Origin of the sequence: Nitrospina gracilis 3/211 (assembly GCF_000341545.2) — a bacterium.
GTDB lineage: Bacteria > Nitrospinota > Nitrospinia > Nitrospinales > Nitrospinaceae > Nitrospina > Nitrospina gracilis.
Genome location: NZ_HG422173.1, coordinates 1,401,307 through 1,422,322, shown reverse-complemented (window position 1 = coordinate 1,422,322; position 21,016 = coordinate 1,401,307). Strand labels below are relative to the sequence as shown.

The 21,016-nt window shown below is 56.6% G+C and carries 12 protein-coding genes; 2 read left to right on the top strand and 10 right to left on the bottom strand.

What is annotated here, in order from left to right; translation table 11 throughout:
* Positions 1-57: 57 nt before the first annotated feature.
* From TX82_RS06735 to TX82_RS15970, 4 genes are all read right to left on the bottom strand, one after another.
* Positions 58-576 carry an RNA polymerase sigma factor gene (locus TX82_RS06735; RefSeq protein WP_005008472.1) on the bottom strand — a complete coding sequence of 173 codons (519 nt, stop codon included), beginning with the start codon at positions 574-576 and terminating at the stop codon, positions 58-60.
* Between the two features lie 220 nt (positions 577-796).
* Positions 797-1,006, bottom strand: coding sequence for a hypothetical protein (locus TX82_RS15170; RefSeq protein ID WP_005008469.1), 210 nt, complete (start codon positions 1,004-1,006; stop codon positions 797-799).
* A 24-nt stretch (positions 1,007-1,030) separates the two neighbouring features.
* On the bottom strand, positions 1,031-1,462 hold the full coding sequence (locus TX82_RS15165; RefSeq protein ID WP_005008468.1) for a transposase: 432 nt from the start codon (positions 1,460-1,462) through the stop codon (positions 1,031-1,033).
* Between the two features lie 421 nt (positions 1,463-1,883).
* On the bottom strand, positions 1,884-2,414 hold the full coding sequence (locus tag TX82_RS15970; RefSeq protein ID WP_144079113.1) for a hypothetical protein: 531 nt from the start codon (positions 2,412-2,414) through the stop codon (positions 1,884-1,886).
* A 343-nt stretch (positions 2,415-2,757) separates the two neighbouring features.
* Here TX82_RS15970 and TX82_RS06725 point away from each other — a divergent pair, with 343 nt between their 5' ends.
* Both TX82_RS06725 and TX82_RS06720 read left to right on the top strand, forming a co-directional pair.
* Positions 2,758-4,065: a S1 family peptidase gene (locus TX82_RS06725; RefSeq protein ID WP_005008462.1), complete on the top strand. Its 1,308-nt coding sequence runs from the start codon at positions 2,758-2,760 to the stop codon at positions 4,063-4,065.
* Entirely contained in the window at positions 4,053-5,012 is a 960-nt protein-coding gene (locus TX82_RS06720; RefSeq protein ID WP_005008461.1) for an FHA domain-containing protein, read from the top strand. Before TX82_RS06725 ends, TX82_RS06720 begins: the two co-directional genes overlap by 13 nt.
* Before the next feature lie 29 nt (positions 5,013-5,041).
* Here the strand turns inward: TX82_RS06720 and TX82_RS06715 are convergent, their stop codons facing one another.
* From TX82_RS06715 to TX82_RS06690, 6 genes are all read right to left on the bottom strand, one after another.
* The gene (locus TX82_RS06715; protein WP_005008460.1) at positions 5,042-5,782 is read right to left on the bottom strand and encodes an efflux RND transporter periplasmic adaptor subunit; all 741 of its coding nucleotides are present in this window, start codon (positions 5,780-5,782) and stop codon (positions 5,042-5,044) included.
* 84 nt (positions 5,783-5,866) lie between these two features.
* Positions 5,867-7,849, bottom strand: a complete 1,983-nt coding sequence (locus tag TX82_RS06710; protein WP_005008458.1) for a preprotein translocase subunit SecA — start codon at positions 7,847-7,849, stop codon at positions 5,867-5,869.
* Positions 7,850-9,961, bottom strand: a complete 2,112-nt coding sequence (locus tag TX82_RS06705) for a hypothetical protein (RefSeq protein WP_144079112.1) — start codon at positions 9,959-9,961, stop codon at positions 7,850-7,852.
* A 67-nt stretch (positions 9,962-10,028) separates the two neighbouring features.
* Positions 10,029-11,900: an HlyD family efflux transporter periplasmic adaptor subunit gene (locus TX82_RS06700; RefSeq protein WP_005008450.1), complete on the bottom strand. Its 1,872-nt coding sequence runs from the start codon at positions 11,898-11,900 to the stop codon at positions 10,029-10,031.
* Positions 11,901-12,078: 178 nt separating this feature from the next.
* Entirely contained in the window at positions 12,079-15,807 is a 3,729-nt protein-coding gene (locus TX82_RS06695) for a calcium-binding protein (protein ID WP_005008448.1), read from the bottom strand.
* On the bottom strand, positions 15,807-21,016 hold a 5,210-nt coding region (locus tag TX82_RS06690; protein ID WP_042250721.1), incomplete at its 5' end, for a hypothetical protein. The genes TX82_RS06695 and TX82_RS06690, both read right to left, overlap by 1 nt.

Below are 21,016 nucleotides of genomic sequence, written 5' to 3'. Positions count from 1 at the left end.
GTCGGGCAAGCGAAACGGGAACTCATCCCGGTCGACCCGGCGATCCCTTCCCGCAATTTAAGGCATGGCCTGCCGCAGGCGATTCCGGCAATGCGCAAGACCGCGGATGATGTGCTTCTCCACCATGTTCCGGGAAATATCCAGCCGCTCGGCAATCTCCGCATGACTGTACTCCTCGAACTTGTGGAGCAGGAAGACTTCCCGGCAACGCGGCGGCAACTCATCAACCGCTTGACGCAGGACCGCCAGGCGCTGTTTGTAGTCGAGCACCCGGTCCGGCAAAGGAGTGTCTTTGGGAAATTCGTCCGCCTGCGAATCCTCACTGATATACCGTTTGCGCACCTTTTCCGAACGCAAGTGGTCGATGGCCAGGTTGGCCGCCATCTTGAACAGATAGGCGCGTGGATGGTCGACCACTATCGGCTGCGAAAGCTGTCGAACACGCAGCCAGGTCTCCTGCACCACCTCTTCGGCCAGCGACCGGCAACCATACTTCCGAGTTAAAAACGTTTTCAAATCCTCATAACAGGAAACCAGCACGGCGAGTAAATTGGAATCGCAATATGAATGAGGCATAGTACAGGATTAACCTCCCTGTCTGCGCACACAGGCTGTTTAACTGCATCTGGCTCCTTTCAATCTCAAGAAGAAAAACTCCGCCCACAACAAACACCTGGTGCCCGGCCGGTTGTTTCCAACTCGCGCGTCAGGCACCCTCCGGCAGCGTCCGCTCGAAACCGGTCTCCGCATGCCCCGCCCAAACAAACTGCCCGCACACCGGGGCCGAAACCTCCACCTACCTCGGTACGGCCGGATATTTTGCCTTGCCAAATACTTGGTTCATCCCCGCACATGCAGGGAACACCTCAGCCGTTCGACCTTGACTTATGCTTTTACCCAAGGACTGATAGATTCCGGGATGCTTCTTCTTCAGCGGGATCAGCACATGGCGCACGCCCTTCTTCACCAGCACCTCCATCGTCGGCAGGGCAATGTCGGCAATCACGTGGGTCGCGTCAATCCGCTGGACTTAATTCCGGCCGATCAGCCCCACCTTGACCAGTTTGCTGAGGAGCTTGTCGAACACCGCCTTCTCCTGCGCGTGCTCCAGCAGGCGCTTGCGAAAGTCACCGAGCGAGGAATGGTCGAACGGACGCGCGTCCAGCAGCAGCCCCAATGCGAAATTGATCTCGATGTCATAGGCGCAGGCCCGCTCCATCTCCCGGTCCGACAGGTTGCGGTGGAACCGGAGAACCGTCGCCTTGGCCAACAGCGCCGGCGAGATCGGCGGACGCCCGTTGTCGGTGCAGTACATCGACTCGAACATCCGGTCCGTGATCAACCGCCCCACCTTCTCCTTGAACTGGCGGTAGAAACTGTCTTCGGGAATCAGTTGTTCACAGATAAACTCGGGATCGTAAAAGCTCCCCTGGCGCGGGGAAGAGGAGGAGGAATCTAGCATAAAACCTCCTAAAGGTGGGTATAATTAAATTTGGCCAGATAAATTTCGGAAATATTTGTTTCAAAAAGACTAATACTAATTTATCACAAATAATTATTTTTTGAAACTTACAGGTCAAACGGTAATAAAAATTAATAAAATTCCATAAAATACTCCTAACCCAGAGAACACCATTCCAAAAACCAGTAAAGATTTTAATTTAGCGCTGCCAGAATATTTTGAAGCCAAAAATAAAAGGCCTCCTCCTAAAACACAAAAAACAAATGATGTAATGATCGGCCCGAAATAGGGAAACCCATTAATAAATATCTCCATATTTCTATTCAGATAATGGGTCCACAAGGGCAACGCCAGTGAAACGAAGAAATATATTAGGCTGATAATAGTTAACCAACTTTTTTTATTCATTTTTTTAAGGTATTTAAGGAGCGCTACCAAAAAGAATCCAAGGGATTACATCATTTTCAAAGTGATTTATTATTCCCAAAGGACTCACATTTCCCTGATTGTCATATGGAGGAAAGTAATCAAAGGTTCCCTCTGTATAAGGATTGGTGTCTAGTGAACCATCACTGTTGAATACACATTGGGAACCACGGTTAATAGTAGAAATCCCGCGATAGCTTCTTTTGCCTCCGTGGAAACCCGACCTTCCCTCGAAAAACCAATTCGTGCTATTTTTGTTGGCACATTGCCATTCAAAAGGAGGGCAAGTTTGATTTTTGTTCCTATTGTAGTGCCATGCAGGCCCTTCGCCTGGGAAAAATCCTCTCCATTTTCCGATATCAGGTTTTTCACCATCAAGACCTAAACGATCAATAAAGTTAATGGGATCGTTTGACGTATACCCGTACAAGTTCGTATCAACAATGGGTTTTCCGACACTATCAACATAGCCATGAGGTGAATCTTCACCACCAAGTCCAGCGTTTCGATGTCGGGCAGACTGCACGTCTTTTCATCAATAGGTTGAAGGTTCGATTTCTTCACGGCTCACCAAAATTTAAATAGGCCCGCCCCCTCATTATTATTACTCTTTCCTTAAAAAATTACAGATCTATACCCTCCTCCTGCCCCTTAAAAAATATCTAAAAAGGCTCATTCAAATTTTACTTAAGCGCAGTCTTTTTTAATTAGCCGGGGGCGGATTGTGTGTGTTTTCCGCCCCTTTCTGGCTGGAAACGGCTTTATTTCGTTGCCTCCCCGGCGGGCTTCCCTTACCTTGAATATAAGGGTGTGTTCCGAAAATGTAATCATTTTTTGCCGTCAACCTTTGAATGAGGGCCGGTTCGAAAATGATCCAACCTTCCAAAACCTCGCGCCTTCCTCTTTTTCTCTTCACATTTATTTTCTCGATTGCATGCGGTTTGTTGTTCACGGATCAGGCCCACGCGCTCACCGGAACGGCGCAGAAAGTGTTCCAGCGCAACAGCCAGGCGGTGTACCAGATCCGCGTCATCGATATCCACTCGCGCGAAAAATACGTCATCGGGTCCGGTTTCCGCATCTCCAGAGACGGCCTGTTCGCTTCCAACTTTCATGTCATTTCAGACGTGGTCGATAAACCGGACCAGTACCGCATCGAGTACTTTCGCAAGGGCCGCAAGGTGGGCAACCTGACGGTCGAGGCCATCGACGTGGCGCACGACCTCGCCATTCTACGCGGCGAGCCTACGCGTAAAAAACCGGTGCGGCTTGGGTCGTCCAAACAGAAACAGGGGACGGGCGTGTACCCGATGGGAAACCCGCTGGATGTCGGCATGGTGGTGCTGGAAGGCACGTACAACGGCCTCGTTGGCGATCGTCCCTATCAGCACATCCTCTTGTCCGCAGCATTGAACCCGGGAATGAGCGGTGGTCCCGCTTTCGATGCCTCCGGTAAGGTGGTGGGAGTGAATGTAGCCATTGAGGGCAACGACCTCAGTTATCTCGTCCCTGTCGAATACCTGATCGAATTAAAGGAAAGCGTCAAAACCGGACGCGGTTCCAAAAACTGGCCAGAGGTCATTCAGGAACAGGTTCTCGCTCGGTACAAGCACATTATCGACAAGGCGGTGAAATCGGATTGGCTGTTCGAAAACCTGGGAGCATTGAAGGTCCCACAAAGCATCCTCCCTGGTGTGGTTAAGTGCTGGGGGCGGAGTCGGTCAGAGGATCCCTCTCAAAATGCGTTCGTCTTTTACGGCGACAAGCGGTGCCAGAGCGACCGGAATATCTTCCTGTCTTCCAACCTATCAACGGGCACCATCGGCTATTCTTTTTTCTGGCTGGAAAGCCAGAGCCTGAGTTCCCTCGAGTTCTACAAACGCTTCTCCGCCCAATACGCACAGGGAAACTTTTACCCTTATGCGACCAGCGGCGAAGTCACCAAATTCTCCTGTCACAACAGTTTTGTAGCGCTCGCTTCGCGGAACTGGAAAGCGGCGTATTGCGTGCGGCGTTACATCAAATACCCCAAACTGCATGACGTGTTTGTGAGTTTTGCCATACTGGGCGACTCACCCCGCAAATATATCATCCAGGTAGGGATGGCCGGGCTGACGGAGCCTCTGGCCCGGAATTTTTTAAATAAATTCATGGGAAGCATCCAGTGGACCGAATAATCATCGAATTGCTGGCACCTCAGGGACAGGCGGTGGAGTCGCGGCACGTATTCAACCGCGACCGTATCCGGATCGGCCGCGCCTATTCCAACGATGTGATCATCGATGATCTCTTTGTTTCTCCCGATCACCTGCTGATGCAATTGAAAGAAGGAAAGGTTTACCTCAAGGATCTTGCCAGCAAGAACGGCACGCAGGTGAACGGCACCCCGAAATTCCAGGATAAAATCGTGACCGTGAACTCCGGAGATGTCATTGGCATCGGGCGCACCCGGTTTCGGTTTTTGCTGCCGGACCACCCGGTGGAAAGCACAAAAAAAATGGACCGCTTCATGGCATTCCGGGATTTCATCGACCGCCCCTGGGTGCCTTTCGTTTTTTCGCTGGCGGTCATCGCGGTGGGCGCCTGGATGGGGCGGATGGTGGACCCCAGTGACTCCTTCTGGAAAAAGGAGTTCTACAGCATTGTCATCGGCTTTGCAGCCAGCATTCTTAGCTTCGCAGGCATACTCAGCCTATACACCTTCTTTAAATACAGAAGATCCTATTTCGTTCGCAATCTGGTGATCGCCGACATCGGGCTTTTTCTGGGGCTCATCCTGGAAGGCATCGATCCGTTCCTCTATTTCTGGGTGTTGGATGAAACATGGGTCCATGCGCTGGATTACGTAATCAACTTCATGATCACCCTCGGCATGTTTTGGGCCAGCGTGCGACTGGCAAAAGATTCCCTGACGTGGCGGGAATCCTTTGGATTGATCTGGGTGCCGTTGATTCTTGTCTTCATCGCGGGCTATGGAGAAAGCTCCCGGCAAATGGGGTTTCAAAACGATCCCATTTATCACAGCAAACTGGCGCCTGGAATGGGCCCCCTGTTTCAGCCACAATCTTTGGATGAGTTTTTAAATGACGGGGCCGAGGAATTTGAACGCCTTAAAGAGGATTGAGTCCTAAAAGTAGACGGGCATTATCTCCTCTATTTGATTGGGAATTGCACCCCGCATTTGAGGCCGGCGACGACTTTGTGTTTCGGGTTGGGTAATTCCAGACGGATGCCGAACGTGCCGCTGGCCGCATCGACCACCGAGTCCACAATTTTAACTTCCGCCTTGTATTTTCCCCCTACAGGATTTTCCGGCAACACAGTTGCCTTCATCCCCGTTTTGATTTTTCCAAGATAGGCAATGGGCGCGATGACCTCCACGTTCAGCGGGTCGATCTGTGCCAGCTTCACCACCGGTTGCTCTTCCACAAATTCACCCGGCGATTTCAGCCTTTCCACAACGACACCGTTGATCGGGCTCACAATGCTACGCAGGTCCAGCACCTCCTTCGCGCGCTCCAATTCCAGCCCCGCAATCTTATACCCCTCCTCTGCGCGCAGGACTTCCAATTCTGCGAGGATTTTTTCCGTTTCCGCCTCATCCTGTTCATTCTTGGGAACCATGTTTTTTTCGTAAAGCTCATTGACCCGCTTGAGTTTCCGCTGGCTCAATGCAAAACGTTCTTTGCTGATCTGAATCTGGGTTTTGGATTCGGCCTGCGCTCTGGCCAGTTCCACTCCCGCCTCCTCGACGCCGGATCGCAATCGCGCCACCACCTGGCCTTTTTTCACCAGGTCGCCTCGTTTGACCGACACATCCTCCAAAGTCCCACGAATGGAAGTGCTCAACTCCACCGTCATGAAAGGTTCGATGACACAATCGAAGTCACTCATTCCCTTTTGAGCCAACCCATTGCCCGCAGGAAGGATCCAAAACCATAATGCTGCCCAAACTAAAACAGATGATTTTATTTTCATTTATTCCGAACGACCTGAAAAAGCCAGCATTTTGCCGGATTGTTTATCCATATCCTTCAGTTTTGCGCGCGCCGCCGCATGATGCCGGCCCACCCTCCATTCCGTCAAACTCCATAATGAACGGACAACCCAATTCCCCGATAAACCGAATCGCCTTGCAACATGGACAAACCATTTAGGTGCAAATACCTGAACCAAATCGTCCTCCAGGGAAATGAAATAATCGCAGTCGCCTTGCTCATCCCCCGCTCCACAACGTTGGATCAGTTGCCGTTCATGCCGGCGGGATTCGCTGCATTCGGCAAGAATGCCATGCGGCCCGGAAAAAGTACCTTGTTGACCAGGGGCCGCCCTGCGAATTCCTCTGCCCGCCGAGTACAACAAAACGGTAATGGAACCCGGCCGCCTCCCCTCATTCAATCGAAATGCCTCATTTTCATTCTGATTGTCCTTCAGAACCTCGCAGGAAAGTCCGCGTTTGGCAAGGATGGATGCAAGCAACTCACCCATGGGAAGGGATCGTACTGCAATGAGCACAGATTTTCCAGAGCGGTGCAATGTTTCGACACGCTCCGCAACAGCTTCCCATTTCCTTTCGGCCTGGGGGTAAAAGTGAAAATATGGCGCTTTTCTTTTAGAACCATTCCTTTTCGGGATTCGCATTACTTTAAATGGATACAATGTTTCGAGCTCCCTTCGGGATTCCATCAGAGTATGAGATATCCCGCCCAAATGCAGGTAGCGCTGGAATAATTCCTGGTAAGAAATTTTGGCAAGCGTTTCCCGATCTCCGGTACTGGGAAGCCCTTCCTTTAATTCCAGCAACTGCAACAGGCCTCTCTGCCAGGAAGTCTCAATACTTAATGCACGCAATGCCCGTTCTTCCATATGAATTTTTTCATTATCCACTCGGTAATGTCGGTCCCGAATAAACAGGTGAGTTGCAGTGAGGGCCTGTTTTATTAAATCCTGGCTTCGCTCTACCCCCGACCACATTCCTCCAAGGTGTTCCGTGACTTGCGCAATTCGAATACGTCCATTTGGGGTCAGGCGCACACGGGGCTGGGATTCCTCAACGTCGAAATCCGTCCCGATATGAAGCAACGCTGAAAGCTCCAGGGCTTTTTCGTAAACCTTCCGTACTCCGGGCAGGTCCGTATTTCTTGAAATCAGCAACGGAACCCGGGCATCATCAATCAACACCGTATCCAGTTCATCAATAATGGCAAAACACAATCCGCGGAGAACCAGGTTTTGTCCGCGTCCCTCCTTTTCACTCAAACGATCAAGGTGCAACTGGAGCCGGCCTCGCCGCCCCCCAGAAGCCAGGTGATCCCGCAGGTAATCAAATGCAACCTGCTTGTGGGTGGTGAATGCGATTTCTGCTCGATACTGCTCCTGACGGGAGGGGATTTCCATTCCCGCTACCACTTCCCCTATTGAAACGCCCAATTCTTTGCAGATTCGGGAAAGACGTGAAGATAGGCGCCGAACCAAATGATCCGTTGCGGTGATTACGTGTACCGGAAAGCCTGCAAGTGCCGCGGTGAGCGAGGACAACGCAATGGAAACAGCGTTGTCATCGGTTTCACAGGACTCAACGGCCCTCTGGTAAAGGATGCCCCAACCCGCTAAAATTTCACCGGAACCCGGGCGCACATTTTCATTGCGCACAAACCACTCCATCACCAGCGCAAAACTTCTGGCTACGAAATAAGGCTGGAATGCCTGACGATGGAGGGAGGACCGTATGGCCTGAGCTTCATTTCGTATTTCTTTTTCTGAAAGCTCCCGGAATTCATTTGCAAGGCGGGTCACTTGATCCAGAAATTCGTGTGCTTCCGGCGGAGGAGCAATGGCCTCCGGACCACGTAACTGTGTAAGGTGGCGCCAAGTTGTATCCAGCCATCCTGGTTGTTCCTTTTGTTTTTGCGGATAGAGGCCCGAGGCAACGCCGGGTCTGCCCCAGTTTCCAATAAACATTTATACACCGAACCTCTTGAGCAAAAGCTGACGAACCATGCGGTACCATTGCTCCGCCAACGGTACCTTCCCGTGGTCAAACCGGACAAAGACCCTTTCTCCTATACTTTTTAATCCCGCCTTAGCTGGCAATTCCAGATCGAGTTGAAAAACTGATTTGAATGCCTTGGTGCCCGCCTCGTCGCTGGGATCCACCGCAACCTCACCCCCTCCCGGCAAACCCAGGGCCATGCTGGGCAAATTTTCTGTCGCCGCAGGAACCTCGCGCTTCACTTGTGCGGCATACACTTCAGAGATACGTTCGGCCATGCGAACCTGCACGCCACGGGTTTGTTCTTTAACCAACCCGATTCGGTCTTGAGGTACAACCACCCTCACCGTCCTCAACGGATAGTCAACCACATAACCTAAAAGCTGGCCTTTATTTACAAATCGATCCTTCAAGTCATCTGAATTCGGAAGTATGAGGGTACCATCCAAGGGACTGCGAATCACCAGTTGGGACTCTTTCTCCTCCATGCGTTCCAACTGGGCCCGCACTGCAAGCATTTCCTCCTTCTTGATTTCCGCCTGCGTCCTGTTCTCAAAACGTAATGCCATATACCGTACTTCCAGTTCCTTCAATTCCTTTTGCAGGACTTTTTTCTCCGCAATAAGCAGAGGGTCCTCGCTGATCATGATCGCATCGTCCCGCTTGACATGCTGGTTTGTATTGATCTGCACCTCTTGAATAAACCCATGTGTTTGGGCCCGCAGGATCGATTTTTCCGGAGGCCAAATTACACCCTCCGCTCGGGTTGCATAAGGAAAGGGAACTTTAAAAATAAACCAGCCTAGTGATAATACAAGGACGGCACTCAGCACCACAGCCCGAACTCGTTTTCCAGATATCACCGGACTCCGGGCGAGGAAATCGAGCTTTTTGTAAATGGGAATAACCAGCATGGTCATGAGGGCCCACATGGCCAGCACCATACCAATGATGAAAAATTTTCCGGCCACGAACAGCACGATCACGCCCATGATAAACAACCGGTAAAAAAACGACGCAATACCGTAAAACAACAGCCAGGACCGTTCGCCCCAACTGTTTGCGGGTGACTTCACATGTTTCGCCCCAAACAGGTAGCGCTGGAACAGGTAACCCAAATATTGCGTGGACCGTGTTCCCAGGTTGGGTATTTCAATTGCGTCGGAAAGAAAATAATATCCGTCAAACCGCAACAGGGGATTTCCGTTAAACAATAGAGTGGACACACTGCCGATCAGAATCACGTTGTAAGCGATGGTGTGGACCAGACCGTGCTCGACGTTGACCCAAACGTACATGGCCAGTGCGGCAAGAAACAGTTCCACCATGATGCCCGCCGCATCCACGATCATACGCTTTGACTTTTCACTGAAAGCCGACGCACTAGACGCCTCTACATAAGGCACAGGAATGAACACAAGGAGCATGATTCCCATTTCATGCACCTCTCCGCCCCATACTTTCGTTGCAAACGCATGGCCGAACTCATGGACCAACTTCACCAGGGGGTAAACCAGCCACAACACAAACAGGTTTTCCGGGGTCATCACACGGTCGGCCAGGTTTTGTGTCAGCCCGCCCCAATGCACCCCCGCAAGGAATACTGCATAACCCACGACGGCAAGCCACAGGGTGAAACCCAACCAATTGAACGCATAACGCGCAGTTGATTGCCAGCGGGCAAGAAAACGTTCCGGATTGAGGAGGGGGAAGCGAATGGAAAGGGGACTCCAGAACCATTGCTTCAATTTCATTTTTTCGTGGAGCCGGTGACGACCGAACAGTTCCAATGTATCCGGAGGAACATCGCACAACAGGGTGTCACTGGTGTGAAGCTGCCCCGCCAGACGGATCATTTCATCCTGGGTCGGCGCATCATCACCGAGGAAATCCACCGCACGATCCCAAATCTCCTGAAACGTGCGCTTGCCGTCCATTTGTGCAACAAGGTAATAGGCGGCAGGGCTCAGGCGGTGGTAGCGACCGGAAGAATGATCCTGCAAAACGTACCAGAGGCGTCCGCGATAATGATGCCGGTGGACTTCCGCATGGTTTCGCAGGCGTGGTTTCAGGTTCGCCACACGGTACCACATCGGGCTGTACATCGAATCCAGGGACATAAAAGGTTTCCTGATTCAGGGAAAGGGCTTAGGGCCACCACGTCCAGATTTGAAGACGCATCCAGTCCATCATCTCACGCGTTAGCACCCAGATGAGTTTGCGTTCTCCAATTTCAATTTTTCCCACACCCTCCATTCCGGGACGTAAAAATGCCGGAGTGGCACCCAAACTCGCCTCAACACGGAAAAAATTGCCACCTTCTTTCGTTTCCGTCACAGGCGTGATCTTATTCACTTCGAACGGAAGCTGCTGTTCCACGGCTCCCGACAATACGATCCTGCCTTTCTGCCCAAGTTTGATATGGTTGATATTGCGTTCATCCACATGCAGCAGAACGCGGTACGCATTCAGGGGGGCCAATTCGAACATCACCTCCCCCCGTTCCACCGGCGCACCCAGTGACTGGCTCAGGTCGCCGGACACCACCACACCATGAAAGGGAGATTTGACTTTTGTTCGGGCCAGTTGCTTTTCCGCCAGTTCCAGCTTGGCCTGGGTCTGCTCGATCTGGGCCTTGAGGATGCGGATTTCACTTCGGTCAAACTTCGCCAGCACATCGCGGTATTGACGCCGGTATTTTTCCAGCTCACTTTTCCATTTAAGGCGTTCCAGGACCAGGTCTTTGTCGTCCAGCGTGAACAGCAACTGTCCTTCTTCCACAATGTCCCCGGGACGAACAAGCGCTTCCGAAACATACCCATCCAGGGGAGATACCATGACCCGTTGCACTGCTCCCTGCAGGGTCGCATCGGCCGAAACGCGGAACTGCGTAGTAGCGAAAGTGAAAAACATAATCGCGCCAGCCAGCAGGATTGCAAACAGCTTCCACCCCAGATTTCGCGGACCAAACAGGCCCGCCAATCCACTCAAGAAAGAAATAGCAACCTTGGTGACAATATTACGGTCATCGCGTCGCTTGGTGTACAGTATGGGCCCGACCATCTGGCCGATAGCCTCACATACTTCCGTCTGCTCCGGGGTGAACTGTTTGCCACCAGACAACTCATACATCAATGCACCAATGATGCGGTCATGCATCACCAAAGGGACCGTGCAGATACCGCATTTACCGTGTTGCTTGGAAAACTCGCCATGCACCCGGTTGATGAAAGGATAGGAAACATCAGGCGAAGGGTAAAGGATGGTCGCGGCCTGATCCAGGCATTCCTCCATGGCCCGGCAAATATTGCGGATGAGATTGGTCTTCTTATTGAACTTGGCGCTGTGGGACAACGCCACCACCTTCATACCAGTACCTTTAACGAATCCGAGGCTAACCCGTTCGCACCCCAGCTTCACCGCCATGTCTGTCACCACCGCGTTGGCCGCGTCGTGAAACCGTTCCTTTTCCAGGCCGCTCGCCACCAATTCCAGAATGGTGGCAAGGTGTTTGTTACCGGAAGGGGTTTTGTCTTTGTCTCGGCGGTAAAACCGCTCCACCCACGCACCGCCCCATTGCAACTGCCGCATGAGGGTTCGCAGTGTGTTTGGGTTACCGGTCGCAACTTCCACCGCAACCGTTCCATAAAGATCGTCGCCTATGAGAAACGGATGGGCCAGGTAGGATAATTGGGATGAATTCTTTTTGCCGTTGGCCTGTCCGGGATTGCGCATCACTCCCTTGCGCTGTTGCATTGCCAATTCCACAGCACCGGTAAGATGAAGATTGACACTCTTTTTTTCAGGCCAGAAGGCCGCGGGGGAGTATTCGCGGGTTTTGGGATCACCCAGCACAACCACGCCACGGGTAATTCCGGGAATGTGACTGCATTGCAGGGAGAGCCAGGCGTCCGCAAATTCCTGGGGGGTGGCGGCGTCACTCAACCGCTTCCATTGTGCGGGATCGACGAAAGCGCGGCGCGGATCGCCTCTGGTTTCAGACCCGGTTTCTGGACGCATTGCAGAAATCCTTACACGGGAAGACAAGGTTTTCCAAACACACCTGCACGCACCTCCAGCTTCGTGCGTTCAAGGGACACACGGCAATCCCATTGATTCCTTGTCGATTGTGGTCTGAAACAGTGTAACGCAAAAAGGGCACCCGGTCATCTCGATTGTTCCGATACCGGGTTGGGAATTAAAGGGCGTCCCAGTCGATCAACACCTGGGTGTGGTCGCCGTCGTCATCAATGGCGCCGACGGTCGAGATGAACAGCAGGTATTCCTCCTCGGTCATGTCGAACACATTATAGGTGGTCCCCTCCGGGTTGGTGATGGTCGAGCTATCCAGAACCCAGCCCTCATCCGTGGTGGCCATCTCCTGGAAGGAGCCGGACCCGTCGTCGAACACCAGCGTTTCGCTTTCGGTGGTCGTCGGTTCGGGTTCCGAAGAGGCCGTGGTTTCGACATTATTGTCATGACCGTTTTTCTTGCCCTTCTGCATTTCAGTGCTGGAAGCCGTCGTGGTGGTGCTGTTCGGCTCCGCCGTGCGTGGGCCGTTCAAATCTGACTTTTTCTTGCCATTACCCGCCTGCGGATCGTCCGGCGCGCCATGCTGGTCGCCCCAATCCGGGTCCTGCTGAGTGACGAGACCCAGTTCGCCATGCGGCTCGCCATTGCGTTCCGGATCGCTTCCCGTATCCGCCGCACGGGTCGGGTCGACGCCATCGGCTTCCGACAGGTCGTAGAAGAACTGGATCATCCCCGGCTCCATTCCGCGCGTTGCGGACCCCGGACCAAACGGCGATTGAGGAACGACGAAGCTGTTGTATTCACCGGTAGAGTCGACCTGCCGATCCCCCGCCGTATTAGCAATCAAAATGTCTCGACCGGCCCCGCCTAGAGAAATGTCCTCATAGCTGTACTCAGGACCATCGACTTCATCGTTGGCTTCCGGATCGCCGGTGCCTGCCGTCGAATTGTGGTTGTCGTCGTTGTTCAGCAGGTCGTTGCCGTATCCGCCGTAGGTGTGGTCGCGGCCCGTGCCGCCGACAATCCAGTCGTTGCCCAAGTCGCCGAAGATACGGTCGTTGCCATCTGTCGGCAGGGTGCTTCCCTCCGCGATCGGGCCTTCCGTCTCGTCGAAGTTGAGGAAGAACTCCCAACCGTTGATCATGATTTTTCGGCGTGGATCGTTTTCATCGTAAGACGCGAATTCCTCCGCCACCAAGGCCTCGAAGCTCAGCACGTTGCCCGGGTTGAACGGCGTGAAGTAACCCGTAACGATGCTGACGCCGTCGGTGCGGTTGGGATCGGTGGTGCCAATATCCGGGTACACTGTCGCGGCCGAGGTCGCCAGCGCTTCCGCGCCGGAGATGGCATCGTCGCCCGACCCACCGTGCAGGAAGTCGTCGCCCAGCCCGCCGTAAATGATGTCGTCCGCATACTGCGCATTGTAGAGCGGGCTCTGCGTCGCGTTCGGGTCCACGTTGAACGGTGTCAGGTTGACCGTTTTCTTGAGTTCGCCTTCGGCATGAATGGTCGCGTTAAACCACGGGCTGTTGGAGCTGATTTCCTGGTCCGTCTCCACCGTCTCAATCCCGTACAGCGGCTCCGCAAACTGGCCTTCGGTGGTGGGAGTATTCCGGCTGGTGTAGATGCGCCCGTCGTCGCCCAGCACACCGTCACTGCCCGTACCGCCGGAAATCCAGTCGTGGCCCCAGCCACCGATGATGTCGTCGTCCTGGCCTTCGCCGTACAGCACGTCGTTGCCGACCATGCCGTAGATGAAGTCGTCGCCGGACTCGCCATGAATTTCGTCGTTGTCGCCGATGTCACCCAGGCTCGCCGCATCCACGCCCATGATGTCCGGGCCACCCTGTGTGTAATCCAGGAATTCAACCGGCCGCGGGATGATGCGCAAGGTCGCCGAATAGTTGTCATAGTTGAACGACTCGAACTGCGTCGGGTCGGCCGATTGCAACAGCCGGAAGATGTTCGCGTTGTCGCCGGCAATCGCATCCGAATCCAGTGCGTGGCCTTCGGCGAGAGTGTCGTCGCCCATGTCGTTGCGCGCCAGGTCGGTGCCCGCGCCGCCGAACAGGATGTCCATGCCGTCCGGCCGCTGTTCCGCCGTGAGCAGGCTGAACAGGTTTGAACTGCCGCCGATGATGTCGTCCTGACCGAGGTTGCCGAAGATGACGTCGGTGCCGCCGTTGCCCTCGATGTAATCGTCGCCGTCGGTCAGCGCGTTTTCGACCGACGGGTTGCCCATCAGCATGTTGAGTGCCGTGCGGTAGGCGGTGACGTCGTAAGGAAGATCGATGCTTCCGTCGCCCTGCATGGTGTCGTCGCCGAGCATGCCGAACATCTGGTCGTCGCCCGCGCCGCCCGCCATGTAGTCGTCGCCGAAGTTGTTGAGTCCGACGGCTTCATCGGTGGCTGAATGATCGAGCAGGGTGATTTCGAAATCCGCCCACACCGCCGAGCCCGTCGGGTCCACATAATGCGTGGAAGCCACCAGCACCTCGCCGTCGTCCACACCCGGCGTCTCGCCGTACATGCGGTCGCCGGTCAGCGTGCGGAAACGCGGGTTGGTGTAATCGGTGAACAAGGCGCCCAGCCGGTCGAGTTCGACGTTGTCGCCGAACAGCAGGTCGCGGCCCTCGCCGCCGTCCAGCCGGTCGGAGTTCGCACCGCCGACCACCAGGTCCTCGTGCTCGTCACCCCAGATCGTGTCCATGCCGCCTTCGGTGCGGTCGATGGTGACCACGTAGCGCACGATGTTGTCGATCAATTCCGCGTAACCGAAATCGCCGAAGATGATGTCGTTCTCGGTGCCGCCGTGGATCTGGTCGTCGCCGGTGCCGCCGAAGATCAGGTCGTCGTCACCGAAACCGAAGATGTGGTCCTCGCCGCCCAGGTGCGTGTCGGTGGTCCGAACGGTGTCGAGCGTGGTCAGGTCGCCGTCCACGCTGAAGTCCAGTTCGCCGTTGTCGCCCAAGATCACGTCCTTGCTGTCGTTGCCGTGGATCACATCGACACTGCCGTTGACGCCGGCGAGTACGATGTCGTCATCGGCGTTGCCTTCGATGGTGTCCGCGCCGCCGGTGGCATCGGTCGTGTCCGTGGTTTTGATCTTGGCATACATGCCGTCTTCGAGCTCGATGACGCCGTTGTCGCCGAAGATGACGTCGATCTTGTCATCGGTGCCGGAGGACTCCGTCGCGTCGTCGCCGTACAGCGTGTCGCCGCTGTTGCCGCCGAAGATTTCATCACCGCCCGCGCGTCCGGAGATGGTGTCCGATCCACCGAGGTCGCGGTGCAAGCTGAACATCAGGCTGGTCGGCAGGATGTCGCTGGAGACGCGGTCACCACGTCCGCCGAATCCGTGAACCGCCACCACCGCACCCAGCGCGTTGGTGTAGATGACGCGGCCGAAGTCGCCGAAAATGATGTCGTCGGCACTGCCGCTCAGAACCGTATCGTTACCGATGCCGCCGAAGATGGTCAGCGGCAGGGTCGAATCGGAGGCATCGACATCATCGTCATCGGATTCGGTGCCGTCCAGCAGAGCGGGGTTGGCCGACTCCGCACCGCCCATGGTGTTGAGCACGAAGAACCCGTCCTCGCCGTCGTCGAGGTCCACAGTCACGTTGTCGTTGCCGAGGCCGGTGTTGAGCGTGGTCGTGGTGCGCTCGCCGTTGACGAGGTGCGAGCCGTCGATGGAGATCGTGTCCGCACCGGAGCCCGTCCAGTAGGTGATGCCATCGTAGAAATTGCCGTCGGTGCCGTAAGCGATGCCCGCCGGGGACAAGCCCTGAATCCAGATGTCGGCGGTGGCGGCCAGACCGTTGAGCACCGCCGGGAGCGTGTCGGTGATGGTGACATCGCCGTCGCCGGCCGTTGCGCCCTCGTCGGAGATCATCAGGCGGTGGCGTCCGTCGCCGGTGTCGAGATTGAGCGCGCCTTCGATGTCGTCCAGGTCGCCGGTGAGGAACTGGAAGGCGTGGCGGAACCGAAATCGAGGTCGGCGTTGGAAGAAACGAAGATCTGCTCGTTGCCCGCACCGAGGTCGATGTTGGTCACCGCGATGCCGCCCGCCGCGGCGAAGCCGTTGCTGCCGGGGCTGGTGCCCTGCACGTTCAGGATGTCGTTGTTGGAACCGAGGCTGAGGTTCAGCGTCTCGAAACCGTAGTAATTGATGCCGTCCATGCGCGTGGCCACGTCGGCCTCGCCGTCGGTCAGGCCGGAGCCGTCCACCACCAGCAGTTCCACTCCCGGGCGGCCGTTCAGTTCGTTCAGCTTGCCCTGAAATCCAATGAGGTAGGTGCGGCCGAACTTGTCCACCGTGACGTCGGTTTTGAATTCTTCGCTTTCGTCATCGGCGACCAGCACCTGTAGGGCCTTGCGCACCACTTCCGCGCTGGCGTCATAGGCGATGGGACCGGTGGTCCGTCCGAGGAGAGACAGCGTGTAGGTGCCGCCGGTGGCGTTGACCGTGAGCTGTTGCATGTCGTTGACCGCGTTCGCCGCATCGCCGCTCACCCGCGTGTGTACCGAGGCATCGCCCACCACGGTCTCGAACGTGTCGGGGTAGGTTTCGGTGGTGATCTCCAGATTGTTCAGGCTGACAATGATATCGGAGACGTTCGTATTGGTCAGGTCGCCCTGGAAGCGGATGACGTACACATCGTCGTTCTGCGTGACCGCGACGTTGCCGTCGCCGATACCCGCCAGGTTTTCCAGCGCCTCTTCCAGATCGGAGGCAGTAATCGTATGTGCCAGGTCCGCCGTCTCTTCGCCATCAAAGCTCAGGCGGAAGGTGCCCGCCGTCGCATCGACCACCAGCGTCTGGACCTCGTTGGTCTGCACGGTGCTGAGTCCGGTCAGCGTGGTCTGCGTGAGAAGCGCCGTCGTCGGGTCGGCGTAACCGCTGTCGTCAATATTCAGGATGTCGTGCGTGCCCAGACCGTTGGTCAGGTTGAAATCGTTGACCGCCAGGAGGTCCACCACCTGGCCGCCCATCGCGTTGATGAAAGAGATGCGATAGAAACTGCCTGCTTTGGTGACCTCCACGTTGCCTGCGCCGATGGTGGACAGGCTTTCCAATGCCGCCTGCACATCCCCTTCACTCGCGTCGTGCGCCAGAGCCACCGTGGACTCGCCGCCCAGCGACAAGGTGAACGTGCCGCCCGTGGCATCGATGTTCAGATGCTGGATGGCGTCCACCGCCGGGACCGATCCTTGAGCCGGCGAACCGTTGGCGAAATGCACCGTTTCCGCCTGCGGGATGTCGCCGCTCAGGGTGAGCAGGCCCAGCAGGTCTTCCAGCGTCTGGCCGTCGTTGGTGACGTTGACCGTGTCGCTGTCCTCGCCGGTGTTGACAAAGGTATGGCCGTTGATGCTCTTGACATTCACCACGTCCGCGCCGTCGCCGGTCTTGAGCGTCGTCGCGCCCGCATGCGTGTCTTCGATGGTGAACTGGTTGTTGCCGGAGCCGAGGACGATCTCCACTTCCTCCAACTGCTGGAAGGTGACGCCGCCCGGCTGCAACGCGCCGCCGATGTTGCGGTCGCCGCCCATGCCCAGGCCGGTGATGCGGTGGCCGGTGAAGCCGAAGCTGTCGTCGAAGAACAACTGGCCGCTGGCGAACGCCGATTCCTCGAAGTTGGTCGGGTTGTCGGTGTCCTTGAAGAACAGCAGGTCGGTCTGCGTCGCTTCGTCCACCAGGAAATTCGGGTTGGTGTCGGACAGCGTGAACTCGCTCAATGCCGTCGGCACGCCCGGCTCCGTGAACGGAATGTCCCAAGCCTTGTTGAGCGTGAGCACCACGTTGCCGTCGAGGTCGAACTCCGCCGCCTCGATGATGCGGATTTTGTTCTTGCCTTCTCCGCGCGTGATCTCCACCGTCAGTTCGAGGAAATCGTTCGCCGTCACCGTCTCCGCCGTGCGGCCGAGGAAATCGAGCACGTCCGGATCGGTCGGGTCGAGGGTCAACGTCGCCGGGTTGAACTCGTCGGCTTCCGTCGCGGCGAGGACATCGCCCATCGATTCCTTGAAGTTGGTCTCGCCCGGGAGCATGATCGGCTCGCGCTCGAACAGGCCGGAGCGGTCTTCGCCGAAGCCGCCGACGATGAACAGCGGCCCCTTGATGTTGTTGGCAAGATCGAGGATCGGTGCGAACACCTTGGAGTCGCCGCCGTCCACGCGGCTGTCGTCCACCGCGCGGACGAATACCGTCTGTTCCACATCCCAGGGATTGTCGTCGTCGAACACCACGTCCACGCTTTCCGCCCAGGTGATGCCGTCGAGGGACACTTCGACCTCGACTTCAAAGGCGCGGACGCTGTCCGGGTGCGGAGTGGTGCCGGTGCGCGAGGTGCGCGTGGGCTGGGCCGTGACGGCCACCGTGACCACCTCGCCCACGGCCAGTTCCTTGGTCAGCACGACGGTGTAGCTGTCGGTGCCCTGGCCGCCAAACGCCGGGTCGTCCCCGCCTTCCACCACGTCGGTGGAACCATTGGTCTGCTTGACCAGCACGCCCGCGAATTCGTCGTCGCCGATGTCCGCCACCAGCGTGTGTTCGACGCCGTTGAAATCGGAGCCCGGCTGGTTGCTGACCGCGGTCAATGTAAGATCGGCGCGGTGGAAACCTTCGGTCACACCGTCATCGACCGCCAGTACTTTGAACTCCTGCACCGTTGCCGGACCGCCGCTGTTGAAGGTGAGCGAGGTGATGACCGCATCGGTCACCGCATCGCGGAACTCCAGTTGGCCGTGGCCGTCGAGGTTGACCGTGACCACCTCGGCCGCGCCCAAAGACTGACTGAGCGCGACTTGGATGATGTCCCATCCGCTGGACGCGCCTTCGGAGACGATGGTCTCGCGTTGCGTTTCAGTGACCACGAGGCTGGCCACATCCGCATCGGAGATAGCCACTTCCACCGTTGGGATGACGAGGCCGCTGAACTGCCCGATTTCATACCGCGCCTGGTCGGACGGCAGGGAATCCCACGCCTGGTCGAGGGTCAGCGTGGTGGCGGTGTTGGACAGAATGAGCCGCGTCTGGCCGACCGCATCCGGGTTGGCCGGGTCGTCGATGATGGTCACGAACGCGCCGCGCAGGCCGTCCGGGCGGGTGGGATCGGTCGCCGCCGTCGGGAACCCGCCCTCGAGATCGGTCAACGTCGGCGTCGCCGGAACCGGATCGGATTTGAGTCCGGTGGCGCTTTCGATGACGCCGGTGAAGGCGTCGCTCTCTGCCGTCTCGACATTCTCCGTGCCCACCTGTACCAGTTCGTTGCCGACAGAGACGTTGTTGAAATGCGAGAACTGGGTCTCGAAACCGACGAAGAAATTGATCGTGCCGATGAACGGCAGGTGGATTTTCTTGAAGATGGGCACATCGACGAATACCGGCACCGGCACGAAGATTTTCTGCTCTTCGAACACCGGCCCGGTGCTGATGCCGATGGTGGACACCTTGTGCTGGATCGCCGCGGTGTGGTTGCCTTCCTCCGCACCGTCGGCGATGGCCTTGAAGCGCACTTCCTGCTCGACGTTCCAGTTGGTGTCGTCGAAGATCAACTCCGCGCCGATGGGCGCGCCGGTGGTCTCGTTACGCAGTTCGTTGCCCAGATCGTTCACGAACACCAGGCCTTCCGGCGGCAGGGCCGTTACCTTGATCTTGGTCGCCGGACGCGGCGGCCGCGACAGGATGACGGTGTAGGTATCGGCCACGCCGCCCTCCACCACCTTGGACTGACCGTCCGACTGGTTGATGATGATCGCTGGCTCGTCGTTGTCGGCCACATTCGAGGACACGCCCACCACCTTCGCGCCGTCGTATTCCGAACCCGGCAGGGTGCTTTCCACGCTGTGGGTGATGATGCCGCTGTGCCCCTTGAGGTCGTTGCTGATGACGCCGTTCGCCGGGGTCTCGCCATTGACGAAGAACGTGTCGCTTCCGCGGTCGCCGACAATGCTGGTTGTGAAGTTTTCGCCTGTGCTCTGCACGAAGAAGCGGTCGTCGCCTTCCGCGCCGTTGACCTCAAGCTTCTCCACGTTGGTGAAGTTGACGTTGAGGCCCGCACCGAACACGCCGTTTTCGGTGATGACGAAATCGTCGCCGAACTCCGTACCCACCACGATGACCGTGTCGAACCCGTCGCCGCCGTCGATGTTGACCGGGGCGTTGACCGCGTAGGCGATGAAGTCGGCGTCGGCTCCACCGCTGACGTCGGTGCGCTCGCGTTTGTCTTCCTGCGAACCCACCAGCGCGAAGGCCTGCACGAGGATGGTGTCGTCGCCCGCCTCACCGTTGACGGTGAGCACGGCCAGGTTGTGGAAGACGATGATCTCGTCCTCGTTGTCCCCGGCGTTGATCGTCATGTCGTTGCTGATGCCGTTGCTGAGGAAACCGCGCGTCGTCTCAATGGTGGCGAACACGTCTTCCTCCGCCACACCCGCGAGTTCCGGCGTGCGCCGCGACTTGTAAAGCTGGCCGACCTGGAAGAAGTCGTTGTCCGCGCCCGAATTGATGGTGATGGCGGCGCGGGTGTCGTCGATGTAAAACTCGTCCTCGCCCGCGAGGCTGTCGATGGTGATGACTTCCAGGTTGGTGTTGTAATTGATGCGCTCGACGTTCGGGTCGGTGTTCATCAGCGCGATGAAAGCCAGTCCGCTCTCCGCCGCCGCGGCGCGGAGCAGGAACAGGTCCGGGTTCTCTGTGCCCGTCACCTCCAGCACGTCGGTGCCGGCCAACCCGGAATCGAACACGTGGATCAAGGAATCGGTCGCGCCGCCAATGAGTCCCAGTTGATACGTGTCGCTGTTCTCGCCACCGTCCAGCGTGATCTCGGATTGGACGCCGTTGGTGGCAAGCGGAGCCAGCGTGGTGGCATCCACATTCAGCTTCACCAGATCGTCGCCGGTGCCGCCCTGGAAGTACATGCGCTCGGTGAGCGACTGCACGAACAACTGGTCGCCGTTGCCGTTTCCGAACACGGTGAACGGTATCACCTTCGCTTCCAACTGCTCCACGTCGGTGTTGGCCAGGTCGTTGACGAACTCGACGTCGAACCCGCCCGCGTCCTTGGTGACGCTGACGTTGCCGGTGCCGATGATGAACAGGT